The sequence below is a fragment of the Actinoplanes sp. NPDC051859 genome, from assembly GCF_044452725.1.
Lineage (GTDB): Bacteria > Actinomycetota > Actinomycetes > Mycobacteriales > Micromonosporaceae > Actinoplanes.
In genome coordinates, this window is record NZ_JBITBX010000012.1 from 1 (window position 1) to 21,811 (window position 21,811).

Annotated in this window: 18 protein-coding genes; 8 read left to right on the forward strand and 10 right to left on the reverse strand. The window is 71.7% G+C overall.

From position 1 onward, the window contains the following. The first annotated feature begins 253 nt into the window (after positions 1-253). The 4 genes from ACIA1L_RS26605 to ACIA1L_RS26620 all read left to right on the forward strand — a co-directional run bounded on the left by ACIA1L_RS26605 (position 254) and on the right by ACIA1L_RS26620 (position 5,711). Positions 254-766 (forward strand): hypothetical protein, encoded by a 513-nt coding sequence (locus tag ACIA1L_RS26605; RefSeq protein WP_396075680.1) that lies wholly within the window; start codon positions 254-256, stop codon positions 764-766. 197 nt (positions 767-963) lie between these two features. Continuing rightward, entirely contained in the window at positions 964-4,317 is a 3,354-nt protein-coding gene (locus tag ACIA1L_RS26610) for an ALF repeat-containing protein (RefSeq protein WP_396075682.1), read from the forward strand. Further along, a complete protein-coding gene (locus tag ACIA1L_RS26615; protein WP_396075683.1) occupies positions 4,314-4,826 on the forward strand; it encodes a hypothetical protein in 513 nt (170 codons plus the stop codon). Before ACIA1L_RS26610 ends, ACIA1L_RS26615 begins: the two co-directional genes overlap by 4 nt. Positions 4,827-4,937: 111 nt before the next feature. Continuing rightward, positions 4,938-5,711 (forward strand): alpha/beta hydrolase, encoded by a 774-nt coding sequence (locus tag ACIA1L_RS26620; RefSeq protein ID WP_396075684.1) that lies wholly within the window; start codon positions 4,938-4,940, stop codon positions 5,709-5,711. On the opposite strand, the gene ACIA1L_RS26625 is transcribed toward ACIA1L_RS26620, so the two are convergent. The 4 genes from ACIA1L_RS26625 to ACIA1L_RS26640 form a co-directional block, all read right to left on the reverse strand. Beyond that, a complete protein-coding gene (locus tag ACIA1L_RS26625; protein ID WP_396075685.1) occupies positions 5,708-7,228 on the reverse strand; it encodes a GAF domain-containing protein in 1,521 nt (506 codons plus the stop codon). The genes ACIA1L_RS26620 and ACIA1L_RS26625 overlap by 4 nt on opposite strands. A gap of 160 nt (positions 7,229-7,388) precedes the next feature. Then, the gene (locus ACIA1L_RS26630) at positions 7,389-8,294 is read right to left on the reverse strand and encodes a proteasome assembly chaperone family protein (protein WP_396075687.1); all 906 of its coding nucleotides are present in this window, start codon (positions 8,292-8,294) and stop codon (positions 7,389-7,391) included. Between the two features lie 89 nt (positions 8,295-8,383). After that, the gene (locus tag ACIA1L_RS26635) at positions 8,384-10,009 is read right to left on the reverse strand and encodes a methyl-accepting chemotaxis protein (protein ID WP_396075688.1); all 1,626 of its coding nucleotides are present in this window, start codon (positions 10,007-10,009) and stop codon (positions 8,384-8,386) included. 93 nt (positions 10,010-10,102) lie between these two features. Beyond that, positions 10,103-12,469: an EAL domain-containing protein gene (locus ACIA1L_RS26640; protein WP_396075690.1), complete on the reverse strand. Its 2,367-nt coding sequence runs from the start codon at positions 12,467-12,469 to the stop codon at positions 10,103-10,105. 188 nt (positions 12,470-12,657) lie between these two features. On the opposite strand from ACIA1L_RS26640, the gene ACIA1L_RS26645 reads away from it, so the two are divergent. Next, a complete protein-coding gene (locus tag ACIA1L_RS26645) occupies positions 12,658-13,341 on the forward strand; it encodes an EcsC family protein (protein ID WP_396075691.1) in 684 nt (227 codons plus the stop codon). A 67-nt stretch (positions 13,342-13,408) separates the two neighbouring features. Further along, complete coding sequence (locus tag ACIA1L_RS26650) at positions 13,409-14,017, forward strand: hypothetical protein (RefSeq protein WP_396075692.1); 609 nt, start codon at positions 13,409-13,411, stop codon at positions 14,015-14,017. A 6-nt stretch (positions 14,018-14,023) separates the two neighbouring features. Here the strand turns inward: ACIA1L_RS26650 and ACIA1L_RS26655 are convergent, their stop codons facing one another. From ACIA1L_RS26655 to ACIA1L_RS26680, 6 genes are read right to left on the reverse strand one after another with little or no spacing between them, the layout of a single operon-like run. Beyond that, entirely contained in the window at positions 14,024-14,857 is an 834-nt protein-coding gene (locus ACIA1L_RS26655) for an NAD-dependent epimerase/dehydratase family protein (protein ID WP_396075693.1), read from the reverse strand. Then, positions 14,854-15,909, reverse strand: coding sequence for a cytochrome P450 (locus ACIA1L_RS26660; RefSeq protein ID WP_396075694.1), 1,056 nt, complete (start codon positions 15,907-15,909; stop codon positions 14,854-14,856). Before ACIA1L_RS26660 ends, ACIA1L_RS26655 begins: the two co-directional genes overlap by 4 nt. Next, on the reverse strand, positions 15,906-16,640 hold the full coding sequence (locus tag ACIA1L_RS26665) for a glycosyltransferase family A protein (RefSeq protein WP_396075695.1): 735 nt from the start codon (positions 16,638-16,640) through the stop codon (positions 15,906-15,908). Before ACIA1L_RS26665 ends, ACIA1L_RS26660 begins: the two co-directional genes overlap by 4 nt. Next, positions 16,637-18,088 (reverse strand): class I adenylate-forming enzyme family protein, encoded by a 1,452-nt coding sequence (locus tag ACIA1L_RS26670; RefSeq protein ID WP_396075696.1) that lies wholly within the window; start codon positions 18,086-18,088, stop codon positions 16,637-16,639. The genes ACIA1L_RS26665 and ACIA1L_RS26670 overlap by 4 nt, the downstream gene beginning before the upstream one ends. Next, positions 18,088-18,819, reverse strand: coding sequence for a glycosyltransferase family 2 protein (locus ACIA1L_RS26675; protein WP_396075697.1), 732 nt, complete (start codon positions 18,817-18,819; stop codon positions 18,088-18,090). The genes ACIA1L_RS26670 and ACIA1L_RS26675 overlap by 1 nt, the downstream gene beginning before the upstream one ends. Next, entirely contained in the window at positions 18,816-19,826 is a 1,011-nt protein-coding gene (locus ACIA1L_RS26680; RefSeq protein WP_396075699.1) for a 3-oxoacyl-ACP synthase III family protein, read from the reverse strand. The genes ACIA1L_RS26675 and ACIA1L_RS26680 overlap by 4 nt, the downstream gene beginning before the upstream one ends. A gap of 73 nt (positions 19,827-19,899) precedes the next feature. Between ACIA1L_RS26680 and ACIA1L_RS26685 the strand changes: the two genes are divergently transcribed. Continuing rightward, positions 19,900-21,471, forward strand: coding sequence for a Na+/H+ antiporter (locus ACIA1L_RS26685; protein WP_396075700.1), 1,572 nt, complete (start codon positions 19,900-19,902; stop codon positions 21,469-21,471). Next, positions 21,468-21,734 (forward strand): UBP-type zinc finger domain-containing protein, encoded by a 267-nt coding sequence (locus ACIA1L_RS26690; protein WP_396075701.1) that lies wholly within the window; start codon positions 21,468-21,470, stop codon positions 21,732-21,734. The genes ACIA1L_RS26685 and ACIA1L_RS26690 overlap by 4 nt, the downstream gene beginning before the upstream one ends. Positions 21,735-21,811 lie beyond the last annotated feature (77 nt).

Below are 21,811 nucleotides of genomic sequence, written 5' to 3' on the forward strand. Positions count from 1 at the left end.
CCCCCGGATCATCCGTACGACAGGGGCAGTAAGTCATACCGGACCAGGCGACCGAGCAGTCCCCGGCTGGGGACCTGAAAAAGGTAACGGGGGCGTTGCCGGCGCATCGGGAACTCCGGGGGCCCGCGCTCGCGACGCCATGAGCGGTGCAACGTGGCCCGATGCTGCGGGTACCCGGCGATGGGTGTTCTCCGGTTATCATCTGGCACGGCTCGTCCATGTCGATGGATCAATCAGTACGGGGGAAACACTGGTGCGGAAGACAATCCTGGTGCTTGCGGTAGCCGCGGCAGGGGCTGTGGTGCTGAGCGGATCGGTGGCGGCGCTCGCCGGGGCGGCCGGGCCGGCCGCGGAAGGCGGGACGGCGTCGCTCGTGGAGGACTTCAGTTACCCGGGTGCCGCTGAGGTGGAGGCCGAGCGCAAGATCAAGCTGATCAAGGGTGACGGTCACATCATGCTGGCCGACTGCGGCGCGGACCCTAATCTGCCGCCGGTGGACCTGATTCTGGTGCAGACCTCGAAGCCCGGCAGTCCGGCGGAGACGAACCATTGCTTCAAGGCCACCGGCACCTCGGGTTTCCTCTCGATGGAGGTGGGCGACGTCTACTTCATCCGGGGCGAGGGTGCCCGGACGATCGGGGCGAAGGTCAAGGTCCAGGACGCCACTCCGGTGGAGGAGACCGAGAAGGTCGAGCCGGGTGAATGGCAGCCCGTGGGCATCGGCCAGAGCCGTGGCGCGGCGACCCTGCTGGAGCTGCGCTTCTAGCCGTAGGGCTCGGAGGAATGCTCGCCTGGCCGGCATTGCCGGCCAGGCGTTGCGTCGTGCCCGGGGGAGACGTTCCGCCGGCTCTTCCGGGACTGCGCGGCGCAGAACCGGCCACTTAGGATGTCCGGCACCAGATCGGCGTTCATCAAACGGGGAGACAGATGTTCAGAGCCCGGACAAGCACATTGGCAGCTGCGGTGGCCACCGTCCTCGCGGTCAGCGGGATGCTCGCTCCACCCGCCTCGGCAGCCGAACCGACCGGCGCGGACCGCGCCCGATGCGTCCAACTCCTGCTGACCGGCGGCCCGGCGGTCGCGCGTGCGGCCGAGTTCGCGCTGGTCGGCTCGGACGCCGAGCTGGCCGAATTCCTCACCACCGGTCTTGCCCAGGCGCAGGCCTGGGATGAGCGGGCCCGGCTGGAGGAGCTGCGGGCGCTCAGCGGGCCGGCGACGCGTACGGCCGCGCAGACCGCGCTCGACACCTCACCCGCGGCTGTGCACGCCTTCCTTGCCGGCGGCTATGACGCGCCGCTCGGAAAAGACATCCGCATCCGTACGGCCCAGCTGATGAATGTCGGCGGTGCACAGGTGCGGGCGGCGGCGCAGCAGGCGCTCAACGGCTCGACGGAGGACGTCCTCCAGTTCCTCGCCGTCGGCTGGGACAGCGCCCGATCCCTGGACGACCGGATCCGGGTCGCACAGATCCTGCACGGCGGGGGCCCTGAAGTGCAGGCGGCGGCGCAGCGGGCGTTGAACGGCACGCCGCAGGATCTCCGGGAATTCCTGATCTACGGGCAGGACGTGGCCCGGGCGCGGGATCAGGAGGTCAGCACGCTGGAGAAGCTGGTCGACCGGGCCCGTGAGGCGGGCGACATGGCGCGGGAGGAGACCGAGGCCGCCAAGGTGGCCACCGATCAGGCGGTGGAGGCCGCTCGCCTGGCCAAGGAGGCGGCGGCCCGTGCTGCCGCCGAGACAGCCGCGGCGAAGGGGTCGGCCGCGAAGGCCGCCACCGCCGCCGGCCGCGCCGCCGACTCGGCGCAGCGTGCCGCCGCCGCGGCCAGGACAGCGATCGGGGCGGCCAACGCGGCGTCCAACTCCGCCCGGCTCGCGGCCAACGCCGCGTCCCGGGCCGCCGCGGCCGCTTCCCGCGCCGAGCGGGAAGCCACCTCGGCATACAACGCGGCCGCGGCCGCGGCGGGCGACGCCACCAAGGCGGCCGCCGCCCGGCAGGCGGCCACGGTCGCTCGCGCCGCCGGACAGCAGGCACTCTGGGCGGCCGATGCCGCAGACGCGGCCGGTACCGCGGCCGAGCAGGCCAGCGGGGCGGCTGCGGCCGCGGCGAGCGCCGGTCAGAATGCCGCGGCCGCCGCCGACGCCTCTGCCAACGCCGCAGGCCAGTCCGATGTGGCCTCCGCCGAGGCGGCTCGCGCCCGAGCCGCCGCCGACCTGGCCCGCCGCCAGGCCGCCACGGCCACCCGCGCCGCAGCCACCGCGCAACGGCACGCCGCCGCTTCGGCGACCGCCGCGCGGCAGGCGTACCGGGCGGCCAAGGACGCTGCGGCCCACGCCAATGCCGCGGCGGCCGCCGCCGAGGATGCCGCGGATCACGCCGGCGACTCGGCCGGCGCGGCGAATCGTGCCACCGCTGCCGCGAACGCTGCCACGGTCGCGGCGAACACTGCCACGGAGGCCGCGAAGCAGGCGGCCGCGGTGGAGCAGGCGGCCCGGCAGGCCGACGCCGAGCGTTTGGCCGACTTCCGCCAGCAGGGCATCGACGATGCGACCGCGGCGCGGCGCGCCGAGAACGAGAAGCTGGCCGCAGCGGCGGCGGACGCCACCGAGCAGGCTCGCCTGGATGGCGAGACCCAGCAGTGGCTGGCCGAGGCGAGCGCTTCGGGTGCGAGCGATGAGACCGTGCTCCGCAGCGGCCGGAAAGCCGCGGCCCGGCTGATCCGCACGGGTGGCAGCTGGACCCAGACCGCTGCCGCAACCGCACTCGGCGGCGGAGTGGACGAGATGCGTGCCTTCCTGGCGACCGGGCGGGAGACCGCCGCTCTGGAGGATGACCGCGATCGGGTGATCGTTGCCGCCTCGACCACGACCAAGGACGCCCAGCGCGTCGCCGCCCAGGCGGTGCTGGACAAGCCGCACGCCGAGATCGTCGAGTGGCTCCGTACCCGTACCTATCCGGGGAAGGCCACCGATGACCGGATCCTGATCGCTCAGCTCATGGGCAGCGGGGGATCGGCTACCAAGTCGGCGGCGACGGCCGCACTGAACGGCACCGAAGCCGCCCGGCAGGCGTTCCTGACCACCGGCCGCTATGCGACCGAGGACCAGGACAACCGTGTCAAGATCGCTCAGCTCATCGCGGCGGGCGGCCCCGAGCTGAAGGCTGCCGGCGAGATCGCCCTCTCCGGCCCGCGCGCCGCCGTCCGCTACTTCCTCGATCGAGGTCAGTACGTGGCGGCCCAGCGTGACGCCGATTCCGCCACCCATGTCGCCCGGGTGACCGCGATGGTGCAGGAGGCCGCGAACATCGCCGCCACCGCCCGAAGCGATGCGGCGAAGGCGCAAAAGCTGGCGGCCGAGGCGCGCAAGGCTGCTGCTGAGGCTGCCAAGTACGCCAAACTGGCGGCCGACTCGGCCGACGAGGCGGCCGGCTATGCCCGGCAGGCGCAGAAATCGGCGCAGGATGCCGCGGCCTCCGCGGCCAAGGCGGCGCAGGCAGCCCAGGCGGCCCGCAACGCGGCGGCTGCTGCCAACGCCGCCGCGGCGTCGGCTAGCCGGTCCGCTGACCAGGCCGAGGCATCCGCGGCGCAGGCGAAGAATGCCGCGGACCGGGCGTATGTCTCCATGGTCAGTGCCTACACCTCGGCGCTTGCCGCCGGAATGAGCGCCGTGGCCGCGCGCGCCGAGGCCGATGGCGCGCTGCAACACGCGATCGATCTCAAGCGTCGTGAGGTTGCCGAGGAGCACGGACCGCTGGACGCCTCACCCCCGAACGGCAGGCCGCCGATCCGGTCACAGAACATGTTCAACAACATGCTTGCGAAGAACGCACTTCGGCTGTGGGGCGGCGAGTGTTTCGCCGGCACCAAGCAGATGATCTGCACCGGTGTGAACACGCCCAACGGCCGCCCGATCACGGTCGGCGACTACATGCTCTATCCGGGGAGCCGGGACGAGATGTCCAGTCAGCTCCAGGCGGAGGCCGGCCAGCGCGCGAAGCTTCGGCAGCGCGGCATCCGATCCGACATCTACGGCCCGGACCTGCTGGAACACGAATCCAACCACTCCGATCAGTGGGCCCAGTACCCGTACACGCCGAGCTTCCTGGTCACCTATTTCCACGGTACCCTCACCTCCTACTGGACGACCGGTACGGACGGTGACGGCAACCCGTGGGAGATCCAGGCAAATCCGTACCAGGGCGATTACTGGACGGTGCCGGACGGCGCGACCCCGCCGCCGTTCACCGTGCCTGAGCCGCCTGACATGCTGGACCCGATGCGGTCGTGCTACGTCGGATTCTGGTGCTGGACGAGATGACGCGGACACTCCGGGTGGCCGGGCGGGCGGCCGGCGTGTTGATGGTGCTGGCCGCACTGCCGGGTCTGTCCGCCTGCACCCCCGAGGCGAAACCGCTGACCGCGATCCGGGCGGTCGACGGCGAGCCGGTGATCCTGCTGGCGGGCTGTCCTGACTTCCAGATCGACAGTGTCTCGGTCTACACCGAGAGCGGTGACCCGACCGTGGCGGTCGACGGACCCGATCGGGTTCTGCGGCGTAACGGTGCGCCGCTGCCGGAGAGTCTGTCGCTGTTCGGTGCGTCGCCGGCCGGATGGACGGTGACTGACGAGCGGCTGACCGAACTGGCCGCCGGCAAGTCGTACGGCTTGTCGGCGTTCGGCGACGGCGGCAACGTCGTGCCGGTCACCTTCACCGCGGCGGATCTGGCCGCGCTCGGACCCGGCGACGTGCTGATCGGTAAGACGCCCAGCAGCCACGAGAAGGTGACCGAGAAGGAGTTCCGCAGGCAGGCGACCGAGGCCTGCTGATCGCGCCGGGCCCTGGTCCGGTCTCCCGAGCGCTGCCGGGGTCATCGCCGCTGAACGCCGCGGTGACCCCGGCGGCACGAGGCGCCGTGCCGGAAACCGGATACTGGTGCGATGGCTCTGATCCGTTGTGACTTCCCGTCCGAGGCGCTCGAGCTCGCCACGTCGATGACCGTCCTCCTGCCCCAGCAGGCAAGCTCGCAGATCGGGCTGGACGGCCAGTCGGGCGACGGACCGCCACCCGTCCTCTATTTGCTGCACGGCTTGACCGACGACGACACCGCGTGGACCCGCTACACCTCGCTCGAGCGGTACGCCGCCGCGAGGGGCATCGCAGTGGTCATGCCCCAGGTGCATCGCAGCTTCTACGCCGACGAGCGGTACGGCCTGAAGTTCTGGACGTTCCTCTCCGAGGAGCTGCCCGCGACGGTGGCGCGGTTCTTCCGCGTCTCGGCCCAGCCGGAGGACACCTTCGTGGCCGGCCTGTCGATGGGCGGGTACGGCGCGTTCAAATGGGCGTTGCGGCAGCCGGAGCGGTTCGCGGCGGCGGCGAGCCTGTCCGGTGCGCTGGACCTGGCCTACATCTACGAGTGGGACAAGCGGCCGCACATCACCGAGCTGGTGGCCCGGGTGTTCGGGGACCGGCCGGTGGCGGGCACGGACGACGACCTGCTGCACCTGCTGGCCCAGGCGGGTCCCGAGCTTCCGCGGCTGATGCTGCGCTGTGGCACCGAGGACCTCCTCGTCGCGCAGAACGAGCGGTTCGTCGAGACGTGCCGCAAGCACGCCGTGGAGATCGACGCCGGGTTCGGTCCGGGCGCCCACGAGTGGTCCTATTGGGACGCCCAGATCCAGGCTGTGCTGGATTGGCTGCCGCTGAAACGCTAGGCCTGCAACGCGGACGCCATCTGGGCCTGTTCTTCGAGGACGTCGTTCATCCGGGCTTGGACGGCGTCCATCTGGCCGATGGTTTCGCTGGTGGTGAGGATGCCGGCGGAGACCGTACGCGCGCTGTTCTGGATGCCGTTGATCTGTTCCGACACGCGTTGGGTGGCTTCGGCGGTCTCGCGGGCCAGGTCTTTGACCTCACCGGCGACCACCGCGAAGCCGCGACCGACCTCGCCGGCGCGGGCGGCTTCGATGGTGGCGTTGAGGGCGAGCAGGTTGGTCTGGTCGGCGATGGAGGAGATGATTTTGATGACGTCGCCGATGGCGGTGGAGGCCTGGCCCAGCGCCTCGACCTCCTGGGTCATCTCGGAGGCGCGGGAGACCGCGTCCTGGGCGACCCGGGTGGCGTCGTCGCTGGCGGCGCGCAGCCGGGAGACCGTGTCGAGCAGGTCGCGGGCGTTGGAGGCGGCGATTTCGTTGCCGCGGACGATGTCGAGGCGCTGCGACACGAGCTGGGAGACGTTGCGCAGGGCGTTGGCGCGGGACTCCGACAGCTCGATGTGGTCGGTGGTGAAGAAGTCCATGGTCCCGATGATCCGGCCGTGGCTGATCACGGGGAAGCACACGCCGGAGCGGACGCCGGCACGCGTTGCGGCCGGGGCACGGACGCAGTCGGTCAGTTCGCCGATGTCGCGGACGAAGACGAGGTCCTTGGAGCGCCAGGCCCGGCCGGAGAGGCCGACGCCCTCGGCGAAGGTCGCGGCCAGGGTCACCTTGCGGAACTCCTCGCCGGCCGAGCCGGACTCGACCGCGAACTTGAGGACGTGGTCCTGGTCGTCGATTTCCCAGAACGAGCCGTAGGCCCACTCGAAGGCCGTGCGGACAGAGTCGAGGGCGACTCGCAACGCCGTGGGGACGTCGGTGGCCTCGCCGAGCGCGGTGACCACGTTCGTCACGGCGAGCCGGTCGTCGGCGACCTGGCGCAGCTCAGCGGCGGCCAGGGCGGAGAACCGGGCACGCTCGGCGATGCGAGCGATGGCGGCCCATTTTTCGGTACGCGGCCCGTCGATGTACAGCGGTTCCGCCGAGTAGTACTCGAGGACGGCGATGACCTGGTTGTCGCGGAGGACCGGCGTGACAACGGCGGCTTCCATCGATGCCCGGGATGCCGCTTCGCAGCGCAGGCAGTCTTCGCACTGTTCGAGGTTGCCGACGTAGACCGGCTGTTTGGTGCGCACTGCCCGGCCGACCAGTCCCGCGTCCTGGGGCACCGGCTTGCCGGCGATCACGGCGTCCAGCTCGCGGATGATCGAGCCGGTCTCGTATTCGATGGCGACCTGGCCGTTGCCGCTGGGCAGCCACACCGCGCCGTAGCTGAAGTTGTGGGAGGCGACCGTGCTGTCGACGGTGACCTGCCAGGCGGAGTGCTCGTCGCGGATCGTTTCGAGGTCGGAGATGAGCCGCTCGAGACTTTCGACGTCGCGGGGGACCGGGCGCAGTGCCGCGGAATCTGCCACTGCCGCTGCCCGCGATCGGAATGAGACCACCGGGACACTCCTGTCACTCGTCGCCCGCCTGACTCGTCTCATTCTGGGACAAGTCAGGACCTGGGGGCGGCCGATTGACGGAACCGGACGGGGTGGTGCACAGGTCGCGCGCACCACCCCGGCTGCCGGCCTAGTCGGTGTCGCGGGCCTGCTCGGCGAGGAACCGTTCCAGCTCGGCCCCGAGCTCGTCGGCGCTGGGTAGGTCCCCGCCGGGCTCGGCGAGCAGGTTGCCGGTGCGGCCGCGGACGAACGAGTCGTACTGGCCTTCGAGCGAGGTGACGAGCCGGGTGGCCTGTTCGTCGTCGGCCACCTGCTTGTCGATCTCCGCGCGGATCTCGACGGCCGCCTCGTGCAGCGCCGCGGTCGGCAGCACCAGGCCGGTGGTGGTGGCTACCGACTCGACGAGCAGCTCGGCCGCGGCCGGGTACGACGTCTGGGCCAGGTAGTGCGGGACGTGGGCGGCGTACCCCATGGCGTCGAGGCCGGCTTCGCCGAGCCGGAACTCCAGCAGGTTGCCGACGCTGGCCGGCACCTGCACCCGCTGCAGCCACGACTCGCGTTCGCCGAGCAGGCGCTGGTCGGTGGCGTGCGCGGTGACACTCACCGGGCGGGTGTGCGGCACGGCCATCGGGATCGCGTTGAGGCCGACGGTCAGGCTGACGCCGAAGCGTTCGATGAGCCCGCGGACGGCCTTGATGAACCGTTCCCAGTGCAGGTCGGGCTCGGGGCCGGCGAGCAGCAGGAACGGGGTGCCGGTCAGGTCCTTCAGCAGGTGCAGCGCCAGTGTCGGCTGCTCGTAGCTTTCCCAGTGGTCTTCGACGAAGATCATCGTGGGTCGGCGGGAGCGGTAGTCGAGCAGCTGGTCGATGTCGAACGTCGCGAGCACGCGCCCGTCGAACTGCTCCAGCAGGTGTTCCCGGGAGAGCTGGATGGCGCTTCCCGCGTCGACGAACCCCGTGAGTGCCTGGACGAGAACCACGCCGTCCAGCTCAGGCAGGTCGTCGGCCAACTCGTAGAGCCCGTGTGGGTCGAGCACGCTGCGGACCTCCTCATGTACGTCGCCCGTGGACCCACGGGCGATAGGAGCACAACGCCGTGGTGCCGTCGTTCATTCCCGGCGACGGGTCAGACCCGGAACTGGCCGACCAGGGCCTGCAGCTCCTCGGCAAGCCGGGCCAGTTCGGCGGCGGTCCGCTTGGACTCGGTCACGCCCTCGTTGGTGCTCTGCGCCGCCTCGGCCACGCCGGAGATGGTGCGCGCGATCTCGGTCGATCCGCCGGCCGCCTCGGCCACGCTCCGGCCGATCTCGCTGGTGGTGGCGGTCTGCTCCTCCACCGCGGAGGCGATGGTGTCCGAGTACGAGTTGATCCGCTCGATGACCGAGGAAATCTCGCCGATGGCGTCGACGGCGGCGGACGTGTCGGTCTGGATGGCCTGGATCCGCTGGGAGATCTCCTCGGTGGCCTTGGCGGTCTCCTGCGCGAGGTCCTTGACTTCGCTGGCGACGACGGCGAAGCCCTTGCCCGCCTCGCCGGCCCGGGCGGCTTCGATGGTGGCGTTCAGCGCGAGCAGGTTGGTCTGCTCGGCGATCGAGGTGATCACCTTGACGATGTTGCCGACCTCGGCCGAGGACACGCCCAGCTTGGCGACCGTCGAGTTGGCGGACTGGGCGACCTCCACGGCTCCGCGCGCCACGCCGGCGGCATCGGCGGCACTGCTGGCGATCTCCCGGATCGAGGCGGTCATCTCCTCGCTGGCTGCCGCGACGGTGTCGACGTTGCTGCTCACCGAACCGGCGGCGTCCGACACGAGGTCGGCGCGCGAGCTGGTCTGCTCGGCGTTGACCGCGATGCGACTGCTCACCTCGGCCATCTCCTGCGCGGAGCCGGCCAGGGTGTGGCTGCTGCCGGTGATCCGCGAAATGGTATTCCGCAGTGTCGCGGTGGCCCGGTCCAGCTGGTCGGCCATCCGGCCGATCTCGTCCTTGGCGCGCAGGCCGGCCGACCGGGTCAGGTCGCCTTCCGCAATGCTGTCGATCACTGACGACACGGATCGCACCCGGCCCACGATGTTACGGGCGATGGCGAGGCCGAGCAGCGTCGCCAGCGCGAGACCCACCAGCAGGGTGACGATCACGAACAGGCGAGCCGAACTGTACGTGTCGGCGACGTCTTCGACCTGCTTCTTCGCGTCCGCGTCCTCCATCATCGTCAGCGCTTCGAGCCGCTTCTTGGCCTCCAGGATCGCCGGGGTCAGTTGGGTGTCCCGCGCGGCGACGGTGGCCCGGAAGTCGCCGGCTTCCGCGGTCTTCATGAAGGCGTCCCGAGTGGTCCGGTACTTGTCCCACAGCCCGAGCGCCTGATCTGTCAGGGCGGTGTCCACAGACTTCGCCCGGTACGCGGCGCTGCTGACGGTGATCCGCGCGTCGATGTCCTTGATCATGGCTGCCAGCTCGGGTGCGGGCGTCCACCCGTACGCGAGGACATAGCCGTGCATGGAACCGACGTCGGCGGTGACCTTGTTGAGCTGCTGCAGTCCGCTGTAGCTCTCGCTGTAGAGCTTCTGTCCCGCGTCGTTGACCTGGGAGAGGCGCACCAACGCCGTGACACCCACCGCGGCGGCGACGATCGTCATCGCGGCCACGATGATCAGGATCTTCGAGTGCAGCGACAGGTTGCCCACGACGGTGCGCAGGGGATTGCCACCGGCGGTCCGGCGGGACGACGATGCTGTCTTTCCAGCGGCAGGCATGTGGTGGCGACCTCGCGGTAGTGACGGCCGGGGACGGAGAGGTTCCCCTTTCCCACTATCGGTCTTCGCCAGCCTCCGCTGAGGTCGTATCGATCACATCGGGCTCAGACCGGCCACGACCGGCGCATGCTGCAGGTGCTCGTCCACCTGGGCGGCGGACAGCGGCCGCGAGAAGTGGTATCCCTGTGCGAAGCGGTAGCCGAGCCGGTAGAGCGTGTCGGCCTGCTCAGCCGTCTCCACGCCCTCGGCGATGGCCTGCAGGTGCAGACCGTTGGTGATCTGGATCATCGCGGTGGCGATGACCGCTTCCTCCGAGCGGCCGCCGATGCCGTCGACGAACGACTTGTCGACCTTGAGGGTGTCCGCGGGGCAGGTTCGCAGCAGACCGAGCGAGGAGTGGCCCGTACCGAAGTCGTCGAGCGCGATGCGGACGCCCAGGGTGACCAGGTTCTGCAGGGTGTCGAGCGCGAAACCGCCGTCGAAGACCGCGGTTTCGGTGACCTCGACGACCAGCTTCTCCGGGTCGAAGCCGGTGTCGACCAGTGCCGCACGTACGTCGGCGGCGAAGCTGGGCTCCCGCAGCTGACGGGCCGAGACGTTCACGCCGATCTCGCCCGGTGCCGCGGCGCCGTAGCGTTCCTGCCATTCGGCGGCCTGCTGCAGCGCGGTGCGCAGGATCCAGTCACCGAGCGGCACGATCAAGCCGGTGCGCTCAGCGATCGGGATGAAGATGTCGGGGCCGATGAAGCCGCGTTCCGGGTGCTTCCAGCGAATCAGGGTCTCCAGCGAGGTCCACTCGCCGCCGGGCAGCGCCACGATCGGCTGGTAGACCAGGGTGAAGTCGCCGTTGTCGAGGGCCTTACGCAGGTCGGCGCCGAGCTGGGCGTCGGCCGCCTGGTCCTGCTCGAGGCGGGAGTCGTAGACCGCGTGCCGGCCCTTGCCGCGCTCCTTGGCCGCGTACATGGCGAGGTCGGCGCGGCGCAGCAGTTCCTGCGGGCTGGCGTCCGGCCACACTTCGGCGAGGCCGATGCTCGCCTTGACCAGCAGGTCGTAGCCGAGGGCGTCGACCGGGCGGGTCAACGACTCGGCGATCCGGTCCAGGACCTCGGTCGCCTCGTCACTGCGCAGTCCGTGCAGCAGCAGGCCGAACTCGTCGCCGCCGAGGCGGGCCACCACGTCGTCGACGCGGACCGCCTCGCGCAGCCGGTCGGCGACGACGACGAGCAGGGCGTCACCCACGGCGTGGCCGAGCCGGTCGTTGATGGCCTTGAAGTCGTCCAGGTCGATCAGGGCGAGGCTGAGCGTGTCCGCCTCGGTGCCCGAGCCGTCCGCCGCGGCCAGCGCCTCGCGGGTCCGCTGCTCGAACAGGGTCCGGTTGGCGAGGTCGGTGAGGGCGTCGTGGGTCGCGCGGTGTTCGAGCTGGTCCTGGAAGCTGTTGAGCTCGATCAGGCTGGCGTCGACCCGGCGCAGCAGCCGGCCGTTCTCGGCGAGCGCGTTGATCTGGCGCGCCACCACCAGCGCCGTGAGAACGACGGCGGCCAATGCGACGGTCAGCACCACCTGTCCCGCGCCGCTGCCCACCACCAGCAGCAGTCCGTCGGTGCAGGCGACCGCGACGTAGGTCACGATGCTGAACGAGTCGCCCTGCGGGACCGGCACCTCGAGGTGGGCGGCCCGACGCTGCCGGTCGGCGGCGAACACGACGCACAGCAGCGTCGCCGGAACGAACATCATCGAGCCGCTGACGCCCGGCTGCGGGTCCGCGAAGATCGGGAACAGCGGCCCGCCGGCCGCGCTCACCGCGGCGCCGACCGCCAGCAGCCGCAGCGCGACCCGGTCCAGGCCGCCGAAGCCACTGACCGCCACCTTGACGAAGGCGAGCGAGCCGACCAGGCCGAGGGCGGTCACCGCGATGATGGGTACGGTCGTGCCGTCGCCATCACCCCAGGCGTCGAACACCTGCGTGATGAAGTACCAGGAGAAGATGCCCAGCGTGACTGTGACCGTCGCGGCGTCCAGCAGAAAACGCACGATCACCCGGTCCTCCCGGGCGCGGGTGCTCAGCGGCAACCACAGCAAGGTCCAGAGCAGCACCACCATCGCCAGGGCGTACGCGATCGAGGTCGGTACGTCGTGTTCCTGGTCGATCGTGCCGGGGTGCACCGCGTAGTGCCGAGTGTCGCCAGCCACACCGAGGATCACGAACACGCAGACCACGGCGAGGGAACGCCACACACGAGCGGTGACGGCGCCGAGGCCGGGGGCCTTCGCCGTACGCCAGCAGGCCCAGCCCGCCAGCCCGGTCGCGACGATGGCCGGCGCCCAGCCCCAGGCCGGCGCGCTGAGCGCACCGGCGTAGTTGACGGCGAAGAGCATGATGGAGACCACGAGGACCGCGGCCGCCGTCAGCAGCATCGGAGTCGGCCGCAACCGCTCCACCTGCTGTTCGTCGACCGTCATGCGGCTGTGCCTCCCCGACCATCGGTGCTTCTCAAAATCGCTAATCGGTCGGCGCCCGGGGGGCATGAGCAGAACATCCGGCCGGGAAGCGACGCCACGCGGGGAAACCGCGGGAATATCTGTCGTGCACGTGCAGATGCAAGGCACAATGACCACAGCGCCACCACGGAACCCCGGGGAGAGAATTGGTGAACGAACCCGCCGTACCCACCGCTGCGGCCACGTCCGACGACGGCGGCCTGCCCGGTTCCCTCTGGGCACGGATGAAAGCCGACCCGCAGTTCGCCCCGGAACACCTCGCCCTGGAAGCGGTCCGCCGGCTCGGACCGCAGGCCCGGGCGTGGGCCGAGCGGACCCGAGCCGACCAGCCCGGCATCACCGATGCAGCCCTGGCCGATCAGGCCGCCAAGCGCTTCCTGAATCACGCCCGCATCTCCGGCGCCGTCTCGGGCGCGGCCGGCCTGCCCGGAGCGGTGGCCGACGTGGGGGTTCTAGCCTGGACCCAGGCGCGGATGGTCCTGCACATCGCCGCGGCCTACGGCGTCGACCCGGTCAGCCCGGACCGCGCCACCGACCTGCTGGTTCTGCAGAAAGTGCACAAGGTCGCCGAGACCGCTCGGCTGGCCCTCGGCGTCGCCGCCGGCCGGGAGCGGGCGAGCCGCCTCTTCGCCGGGGCCGCCAACCGGCCGCTCGCCGGCGTCATGCTCAAGCTGGGCGTCAAACTCGCCCAGATGGCCGGCGTACGCGCCGCCAAGCGCATGTTCGCGAAGGTCATCCCCGGCGCGGCGATGATCCTCGGCACCTGGGTCAACTCCACCGCTACCAGAGACCTCGCCAAACGCACCCGGCAGATGTACGCGCCCGAGTCCTAAAGTCGCCACCCCCGCCCACCGATTTGTCCGAGGTATCGCTGGCAGACCGGCTGGGAGGGGAGGACGCGTGAGGCATAGCCGCTACTGGCTGCTGCTCGTGGCGCCCCTCGTGCTCGCCGGTTGCGGAACCCTCGGCGGTTCCGCGACCGGCACCGGCACGACCGAGACCACTGCCGAGACCGTGGCCGAGGGCGCCAACTCGTGGCTGGTGGTCACCCGAGGCAGCCCCACACCCACGCCGCGGCCCAGCAACGGCGTTCCGGCGTACCCGGTGCCGACCGCAACGGGCTTCATCAAACGGCCCACCGCCACGGCATCGGCCAAGCCGGTGGTCACCTGCACGCCGACCACCGTGCACTTCTCCCGGATCGGCGCGTTGGAAGCCGTCGCAGGCGCCACCACCGCGACCGCCACCTGGAACGACGTCAACGGCTACAACCTCGTGGAGTACCGGCTGACCGCGATCAGCCAGGACCCGCTGCCCGGCAAACAGCGCGAGATGGAATGGGTGACGATCAAGCCCAAGGAGAACTGCGGGAAGCTGTCGGCCACGGTGACGAAACTGGACCGCAAGACCGGCTACATCCTCAGCCTCGACGCCGTCGTCAGCCGCAAGAGCGGCGACGGCACCCACGCGGGCACCATCCTGCGATCCTCGGTCATCCGCACCGAGTAACGCCGCTCAGGCCAGGCTCAGGCGCGGTCGATAGCCCTGCGCATCGGCTCTGGTCAGGTCCAGCACCAGGCCCTCGGTGAGCTGGTCCACCGCGTAGCGGGTCACCGACGGCACGATGGCGGACAAACCCCGGACCAACCGTACGGGTACGTGGCGGACCGGCACCCCGAGCACCCGACTCAGCACCGCGTCGCGTCGGTAGGTCACCGCATCGGCAATGTTGTAGGCACCCGCCGGCCAGGCCAGCGCGGACAGGCACGCCTCGGCGAGGTTCTCCACCGCCGTGAGACTCATCGTCACATCAGCGCCGGGCAGCCAGGCGTACCCACCGCGGACGACGCGACGCAGGCGCGGCACCAGATGCCGGTCGCCCGCACCGTAGACGGCGCGCGGCCTGAGGACGACGCTGCCCGCGGCGAGGGCGAGACGTTCACCAGCGGCTTTGGTACGGCCGTACGCCCCCCGCTGGCCCTCGGTCGGATGGTCCTCGCGCACCGGCCCGGCGTAGGGGCCCGGCTGGTAGACGCTGGCACTGCTCACCCACACGACCGGCCTGCCCCGGGCTGCCGCCAGCAACCGGGCCGTACCGTCGACGTTGACCGCGCGGAAGGCCGCCTCCGCGTGGCGTCCCGGGGGCGGATCCCCGACCGCGGCCGCCAGGTGCACGACCGCGTCGGCGCCGGCCAGGTCGGGCAGTTCGCACGCGGCGTCCCACTGGACGTGCTCGCCCACCGGTCCCGGCCGCCGTCCGACGCACACCACCTCATGCCCCGCCGCCGCCGCAAGCCGGGCCACTGCCGCCCCGCAAAACCCGGAAGCCCCGGTCACCGCAAGCCTCATGACGCCCGCACCACCAGAGACCGCCAGGAGGGCAGGGCAGCGCGACGGTCGACGCGTGAGCGCACCACGACCGGTCGCAACGGTGCCAACGCCCGCAGCACATCGCCGAGCTGGGTACGGGCTAGTCGAGCGCCCGGGCAGGCGTGCGGCCCGACGCCGAACGCCAGCTGCGCCACCTGCGGGGGAGCGGGCCGCCGCGGATCGGGATCGTGCCGGTGCGCATCGAGCGCGTGGCGGGCGACCAGCAGCATCCGGTCCCCGGACCGCACCGGGCAGCCGGTGGGCAACTCGCCCGGCGCCGCCGCGACCCGGGGCAGCAGGGGCGTCGGGGCGGTCACCCGCAGCAGTTCGTCGGTCAGGGCCGGGCTGTCCGCGTACGCCCACAGGTTTGCGTCGCAGGCCCAGGCCACGGCGCGCGGCACCGCGGCGACCGTCGTGGTGATCGCGGCGACCGCGAGCATGGCATCCCGCGGGACCGCCCCCGGGCCGAGCAGTGCCATCAGTCGATCCGCAGCGGCTTGCGCGGCCCGGTCGGCGCTGCGACGCCGGAGGCCGGGCAGATGAACCCGGGCCGCCGTCGCTGCGGCGTCCTGAGCCGCGGCGGCGAGCAGCCGACCGTCGATGGTGAGGTCGAGCAGCGCGGCAGCCGTGGTCCCCGCCAGTTCGGCGGCGAGCGGCACCAGATCGAGCCCGCTGATGGCCTGCGCATTGATGCGCTCGTCCAGGAGGCGGGTCCAGACCGGCCGCAGCCGGGCGACTCCGGCGGCGCTCAGCGTGTCCGCCGTGTCGCGGCGGGCCTGGCGGTGTGCGGAGCCCTGCTGGTCGAAGAGCAGGTCGCCGCCGGACAGCCGGCCCGCCGCGCCGCCGGTGGTGCCCGGCGCGGAGCGGTCCAGCGGCACTGCCGTCAGGGCGGCGGTGAACGCGGCCCGGTCGTGCACGAGCAGCGTGCCACCCAGCCGTCGGACCGGCCGCCCACGGGTGGCCGTGAGCAGCGCGAACAGCAGCGGGTGACTGCCGAGATAGACCCGGCGGTCCCGGGTACGGGCGTTCATCGCACGTGCACCTCGTCGCCGGTCGGCCGGTAGCGTCGGTCCCAGTGCCACAGCAGCGTGCGGCGCGGACCCCAGCCGCGGAGCCGCCGCAGGCTCGACTCGACGATCAGCTGCTCGGCGCGGACGATCCGGGCGCTGTGCTGCCGGGCCCGGTTGAGCAGCGTCACGTCTTCGGCGCCGTCCTCGAGGGCCTCGCGTGGGGTGCCGCCGCAGCGGGCGTACAGGTCGGCGGTGATCGCCAGATTGTGGCCGTGGATCAGTACGAAGGGCGCCTGCGCGGTCGGGGAGCGGTGCTGCCACCGGGCGAGTTGTGCGGCGCCGCGCACCACGGCCGGATAGATCACCCGCTGTGCCCAGGTCGGTTGTTCATCGCGACGGGGCACGCTGCGGCCGCAGGCCACATCCACCCGGTCCAGCAGGGCGCGGCCGGTCGCGACCCAGGTCGGTGCGGGCAGGCAGTCGGCGTCCGTACGCAGCAACTTCGTGGCGCCTTCCGCGCTGGCGTACCGAAATCCGGTGTCGGCGGCGGTCCCCGCGCCCGGCCGCGGCTCGACGAGCACCCGGACGTCCCCGGGGAAGTCAGCTGCCAGCGCTGCCGTGGCGTCGGTGGAGGCGTTGTCGACCACGACCAGGGTGAAGTCGCGATCGGACTGGGCGGCGAGGGCGGCGAGTGCCCCGGGCAGCAGCCGTGCCTCGTTGTAGGCGGGAACCACCACCGCGAGGTCCCTCATGAGCCGGCTGCCAACCGGGCGGCGGCGGCCCGGTCCGGCTTGCGGGAGCGGCCGGACAGCGGGACGTCGGCGAGCACCACGGCGTCGGGCCGCGCGGCGCCCATCCGGGCGAGCGGTTCGCGCAGAGCGGCCCGGACAGCGTCGGGGGACGTCCCGGCTGACGGCTGGACCACTGCGACCACCCGCTCGTCGCCATCGGCGGCCGGCACGCCCACGATCACGGCCAGCTCCACGCCGGGCACGTGCAGCGCTGGCTCGTACAGTCCGGGATAGATGTTCTCGGCGCCCCGCAGGATCATGTCCTTGCAGCGCCCGCCGAGCACCACCTGGCCGTTCTCGACCCGGCCGACATCGCCCGTGGCGATCCACCCGCCCGGCTCGGCGCCGAGATACCGGTGCGCGGCGTTCGGCCCGGCGAGCAGCAGTTGGCCCCGGTCGTCGGTCCGTGCCCGGACGCCGGAGACGAGCGCACCCACCAGGTCGCCGCCGCCGGTGTACGCCGCCTTCGCGTTACCCTCCACCGCGGCGGCGGGGAATACTTCGGTAAGCGCGTAAATGCCCCACGCCTCGTCCGCACCCGCCCGCCGCACCCGGGCGAGCAGGTCGGCACTGACCGGAGCCGAGCCACTGTAGACCCGGCCGGTGCACCGCATTCCGGCCGCGAGAGCGGCACGCAGGTGGGGCGGCGTCAGATAGGTGGCCTGCGGTGCGAGCCGGGCGGACTGCCGGGCCAACGCGGCGGGACGCCGGGCCGGCAACGCCACCGGGGCATTTGCGGCGAGCGCCGGGACCAGCACGAAGAACGTGCCGCCCAGCACCGGCCGGTCCGGCGCGACGCGGACCAGGTCGTGCACGATCCGCAGTCCCGCGCTCAGCCCGGCCCGGGTGTGCACGACGGCCCGCGGACTGCTGGTCGTGCCCGACGTGAAGATCACTACGGCGTCGCCGTCAGCGTCATAGGCGCGGGGAACCGGCCCGGACCCGGGGTCGAGGGACTGAGCGCTCCCCGGCAGCCGCCGCCCGATCGTGACCACCGGGGCCAGGGCCGCAAGGTCGGGCAGCGCCAGCCGAGCTCGGTGGGCCAGCGGCGCCGCCCACCCCGCGACCGCCTGCGCCGCCGCGTCGGCAAGGACCAGCCGCGGCTCGGCCAGTGCGAGCCGGGCCAGCACGACATCCGGCCCGGCAGTCGGGTCCAGGACCGCGATCCGCAAGCCCAGGCGGTAGGCCGCCAGCAGGACGGCGAGCGAACGCGGCCCCGGGCGAACGGCCACGCCGATCGTGTCCCCGGCGGTCAGCCCGCGGGCGTGCAGAGCCACCGCATAGCCCTTGCTCAGCCGACTCAGCTCGGCGCGGGTCGCCCGCACCACCGGGCGCCCGCCGAGCCGGCAGCCCAGCAGGGCCGGGCGTGGGTCGTCGTCGCGCAGACTCGCGAGCAGGTCGTCGAGCATCAGCGCGGGTCCGTCGTGCGCGAGCCGCTGCCGCGGTCCAGGTACCACTTGGCGGTGCCCAGGATTCCGTACGCCGACAGCCGCCGCGTCGAGTTCTCCACGACCATCGCCCGGCTGTGCCGGATCGCCGCGGTGGTCCGGCGTACCCGATTGAGGAACGTCCGGTCCGTGGGCGACGGCCGCCGGGGCATCCCCCCACAGGCCAGGTACAACGCCGAGGTGATCGCCATGTTGTTGCCCGCATGCATCCGGTACGGCGCCAGATACCCCGCCTTCCGGTGCGCGGGCCGCAGCCGTCCGAACCCGGCCGCAATCGCCACCAAAGCCCGGAACACGGCGCGCCCGACCGGCCCGTGCTCGTCGCGCCGCGCGGTGATCCGGCCGCACATGAGCCCCGCGCCGCCGGTCAGCCCGGCCCGCGCCGCCGCCAGCCAACCCGGCCGGGGCACACAGTCCGCGTCCGTCCGCGCCAGCAGCGTGGCACCCTGCGCGATGGCATGCCGGAACCCGGTGTCCACCGCGCAGCCGACGCCCTTCTCCGGCTCGACCAGGACGTGCACGGGGAACGGCGCCGGAAACGACCGGGCGATGTCCGCCGTACCGTCGGTGGAATTGTTGTCCACCACCAGCAGCGTGAAATCCGTGTCGGTCTGTGCGGCCAGGGCGTCGAGGGTCTGCCGGATCCGCGCCGCCTCCTCGTACGCGGGCACGATCACCCAGAGCGCGGTCACGACACCTCCCAGACCATGGTCATCAGGCTGACGCCGCCACCCAGCCCGACCAGCAGCACCCGGTCGCCGGGCCGCAGCCGGTCACGCACCCGGGCCAACTGCACACCCAGCGAGGCGCTGGCCATGTTGCCCAGCTCGGGCACGGTCACCTCCAGCTTCTCGGCCGGCACCCCCGCCACCTCGGCGAACCGGCGCAGATAGGGCACGGTCACCTGATGCACCAGCACCTTGGCGTAGTCGTCCCACCCGAGCCCCGTGCGGTACGCGACCCGCTCCAGCAGCCCCGGCCCGATCTTCTCGAACACCGTGCGCAGCTTGTGCCCGTCGCCGGTGAAGTAGGTGTGCTCGTCTCCACGCGGATGCCGCGACCCGCCGCCGAAGATCCCGCCGACCGCCCAGTGCTCGGAGTGCGTCTCGCTGTCGACGTCCAGGATGCCCCCGGCGGCGACCGGCTCGACCAGCACCGCCGCACCCGCATCGCCGAACGTGTAGCCGGCGAGTGCCGACCGGGCCTGTGCCATCCCGTCCAGCGTCGGGCGCATCGCCCGGGTGGGCGTCTCGCCGGTGACGACCAGCGCCCGCTGGGCCCGGCCCGCCAGGATCATCGAGCGGGCCAGGTCGATGCCGTTCAGGAAGCTGTTGCACGCGTTCGTCACGTCCAGGGCGTGCGCCCGACTGCCCAGCGCCGCCTGCACCACATGTGCGGTGGCCGGCTCCACCATGTCCCGGCTGGCCGAGGCAAACAACAGCAGGTCGACGTCGAGCGCGTCGCACCCGGCCCGCTCCAGCACCCGGCGCGCCGCACGGACGGCCAGATCGGAGGCGTATTCGTCGTCGGCGGCGATCCGGCGCCGCGCGATGCCGGTCGCCTGGACGAACATTCCGGCCGGCAACGGCAACCCGCTCGCGGCGGCAACGCGTTGCTGCAGGTCGGCGGTGGTCACCTCCCGGTCGGGCAGGGCACTGGCCGCGGCGGTGATGCCCACCCGGGCAACGGTCGAGGTCATGCCGTCCAGCCTCCAACATCGCCGGGCGTACGGCCTGAGTAGGCCGGCTCAGTCTTTCTCTAAGCTTCCGGGCATGGAACCCATCGTCGACACCGTCGTGATCGTGGCGATCTGCGTGCTCGGCGCGGCCCTCGCCCGGCGCCTCGGCTTCATCGCCCCGCTGGTGCTGCTGGTGGCCGGTCTGGGCCTGTCCTTCGTGCCGGGCCTCCCCGAGGTCCACGTCGAACCCGAGCTGGTGCTGATCGGCATCCTCCCCCCGCTGCTGTACGTGGCCGCGTTGCAGACGAACCTCGTCGCTTTCCGTCGGGCGCTGCGACCCATCCTGCTCCTGGCAGTCGGGCTGGTCGTCTTCACCGGGTTCCTCACCGGCTTCGTGCTGCACGCCCTGCTGCCGGAAGTGCCGCTCGCGGCCTGCGTCGCCCTCGGTGCGGTGGTCGCCCCACCAGACGCGGTCTCGGCGACGGCGATCGCCCGGCGCATCGGCCTGCCCCGCCGCGTCGTGGTCATCCTCGAGGGCGAAAGCCTCCTCAACGACGCCACCGCCCTGGTCATGGTCCGGATCGCCGCCGGGGCGCTCGCCGGCTCGGCGGTCGGCTTCTGGGAGATCACCGGCGAGATCGCCCTGAAAGCGGGCGGCGGTGTCCTGCTCGGTCTGCTCTTCGCGCTGGGCGCGGCTTGGCTGCACAAGAAGATCGTCGACCCGCTGCTGGACGACGCGGTCTCCCTGCTCACCCCGTTCGTGGTGGTGATCGTCGCCGAAGAGGTGCACTCGTCCAGCGTCGTCGCCGTCGTGGTGGCCGGCCTCTACCTCGGGCACCGGATCCCGTACCTGCTGTCGCCCACGTCGCGGCTGCAGATGGACGCGGTCTGGCGGCTGATCACGTTCCTGCTCGAAGGAGTGGTGTTCCTCCTCGTCGGGCTGCAACTGCGCGAGCTGATCGGCCACCTCGAAACCGACCTGGCGACCACCGTACGGGTCACCGGCTTCGTCTTCCTCACCCTGGTGGTGTCCCGCTTCGTGTGGATGTACCCGGCCACCTACCTGGCCCGGCTCGTCCCCCGCATCCGGGCCCGCGAAGAACGCCCCCCGGCCGCCGTCCCCACCGTCGTCGCCTGGGCCGGCATGCGCGGCGTCGTCACCCTCGCCGCCGTGCTCACCCTCCCCGAGGTCGACGAGGTGCCCGGCGGCTACCCCCGCGACCTGTTCGTCTTCGTCGCCTTCGCGATCATCGTGCTGACCCTGCTCGTCCAAGGCACCACCCTGCCCTTCGTCGCCCGCCGCCTCGGCGTGTACGAGGACACCAGCGCCGCCGACGCGCTCGCCGAAGCCAACGTTCAACACGCCGCCAGCCGCGCCGCCCGCGAACGGCTGGAAGAACACGCGGGCGGCGCCCCCGACTCGGTGGTGGACCGGCTCCGCGCACTCACCGACAGCCGGGCCAACGTGGCCTGGGAACGCCTCGGCAACCAGGAACAGGAAACCCCCTCGGCCGCGTACAGCCGCCTCCGCCGCGAGATGATCACCGCGGAGCGGCACGTCTTCAAGATCGCCCGCAACGAGGGCCGCATCTCCGAAGAGGTCCTCAACCGCGCCCAGCGCGAGCTCGACCTGGAAGAATCCCAGCTCACCCGGAGTGACGATTGATCTGCGAACACCTCAAGGAAGCCACCGAACCGATCCCGGCCACCCCGTACGACGCGGGCTGCCCGGAATGCGTACCGGCCGGCTTCGACGACTGGGTCCACGTCCGCCTCTGCCTGCAATGCGGGTACGTCGGCTGCTGCGACTCCTCCCCCCGGAAGCACATGTCCCGACACCACGAGGAGACCGGGCACCCGGTGATGCGCTCCTACGAACCGGGCGAGACGTGGCGCTGGTGTTTCGTCCACGAAGTCCTCGGCGCCTGACCTGCGCCTGACCGTCAGCTCCTCGCTCGGCTCCGAACCCAGATCGACCCGAACGCCGGCCTTGTCCAGGAAGGAAC

Coding starts and splice junctions, on each gene's coding strand:
- ACIA1L_RS26615 (WP_396075683.1), top strand. CDS start 4,314: ATGACGCGGACACTCCGGGTGGCCGGGCGGGCGGCCGGCGTGTTGATG.
- ACIA1L_RS26620 (WP_396075684.1), top strand. CDS start 4,938: ATGGCTCTGATCCGTTGTGACTTCCCGTCCGAGGCGCTCGAGCTCGCC.
- ACIA1L_RS26635 (WP_396075688.1), bottom strand. CDS start 10,009: ATGCCTGCCGCTGGAAAGACAGCATCGTCGTCCCGCCGGACCGCCGGT.
- ACIA1L_RS26640 (WP_396075690.1), bottom strand. CDS start 12,469: ATGACGGTCGACGAACAGCAGGTGGAGCGGTTGCGGCCGACTCCGATG.
- ACIA1L_RS26655 (WP_396075693.1), bottom strand. CDS start 14,857: ATGAGGCTTGCGGTGACCGGGGCTTCCGGGTTTTGCGGGGCGGCAGTG.
- ACIA1L_RS26660 (WP_396075694.1), bottom strand. CDS start 15,909: ATGAACGCCCGTACCCGGGACCGCCGGGTCTATCTCGGCAGTCACCCG.
- ACIA1L_RS26665 (WP_396075695.1), bottom strand. CDS start 16,640: ATGAGGGACCTCGCGGTGGTGGTTCCCGCCTACAACGAGGCACGGCTG.
- ACIA1L_RS26670 (WP_396075696.1), bottom strand. CDS start 18,088: ATGCTCGACGACCTGCTCGCGAGTCTGCGCGACGACGACCCACGCCCG.
- ACIA1L_RS26680 (WP_396075699.1), bottom strand. CDS start 19,826: ATGACCTCGACCGTTGCCCGGGTGGGCATCACCGCCGCGGCCAGTGCC.
- ACIA1L_RS26685 (WP_396075700.1), top strand. CDS start 19,900: ATGGAACCCATCGTCGACACCGTCGTGATCGTGGCGATCTGCGTGCTC.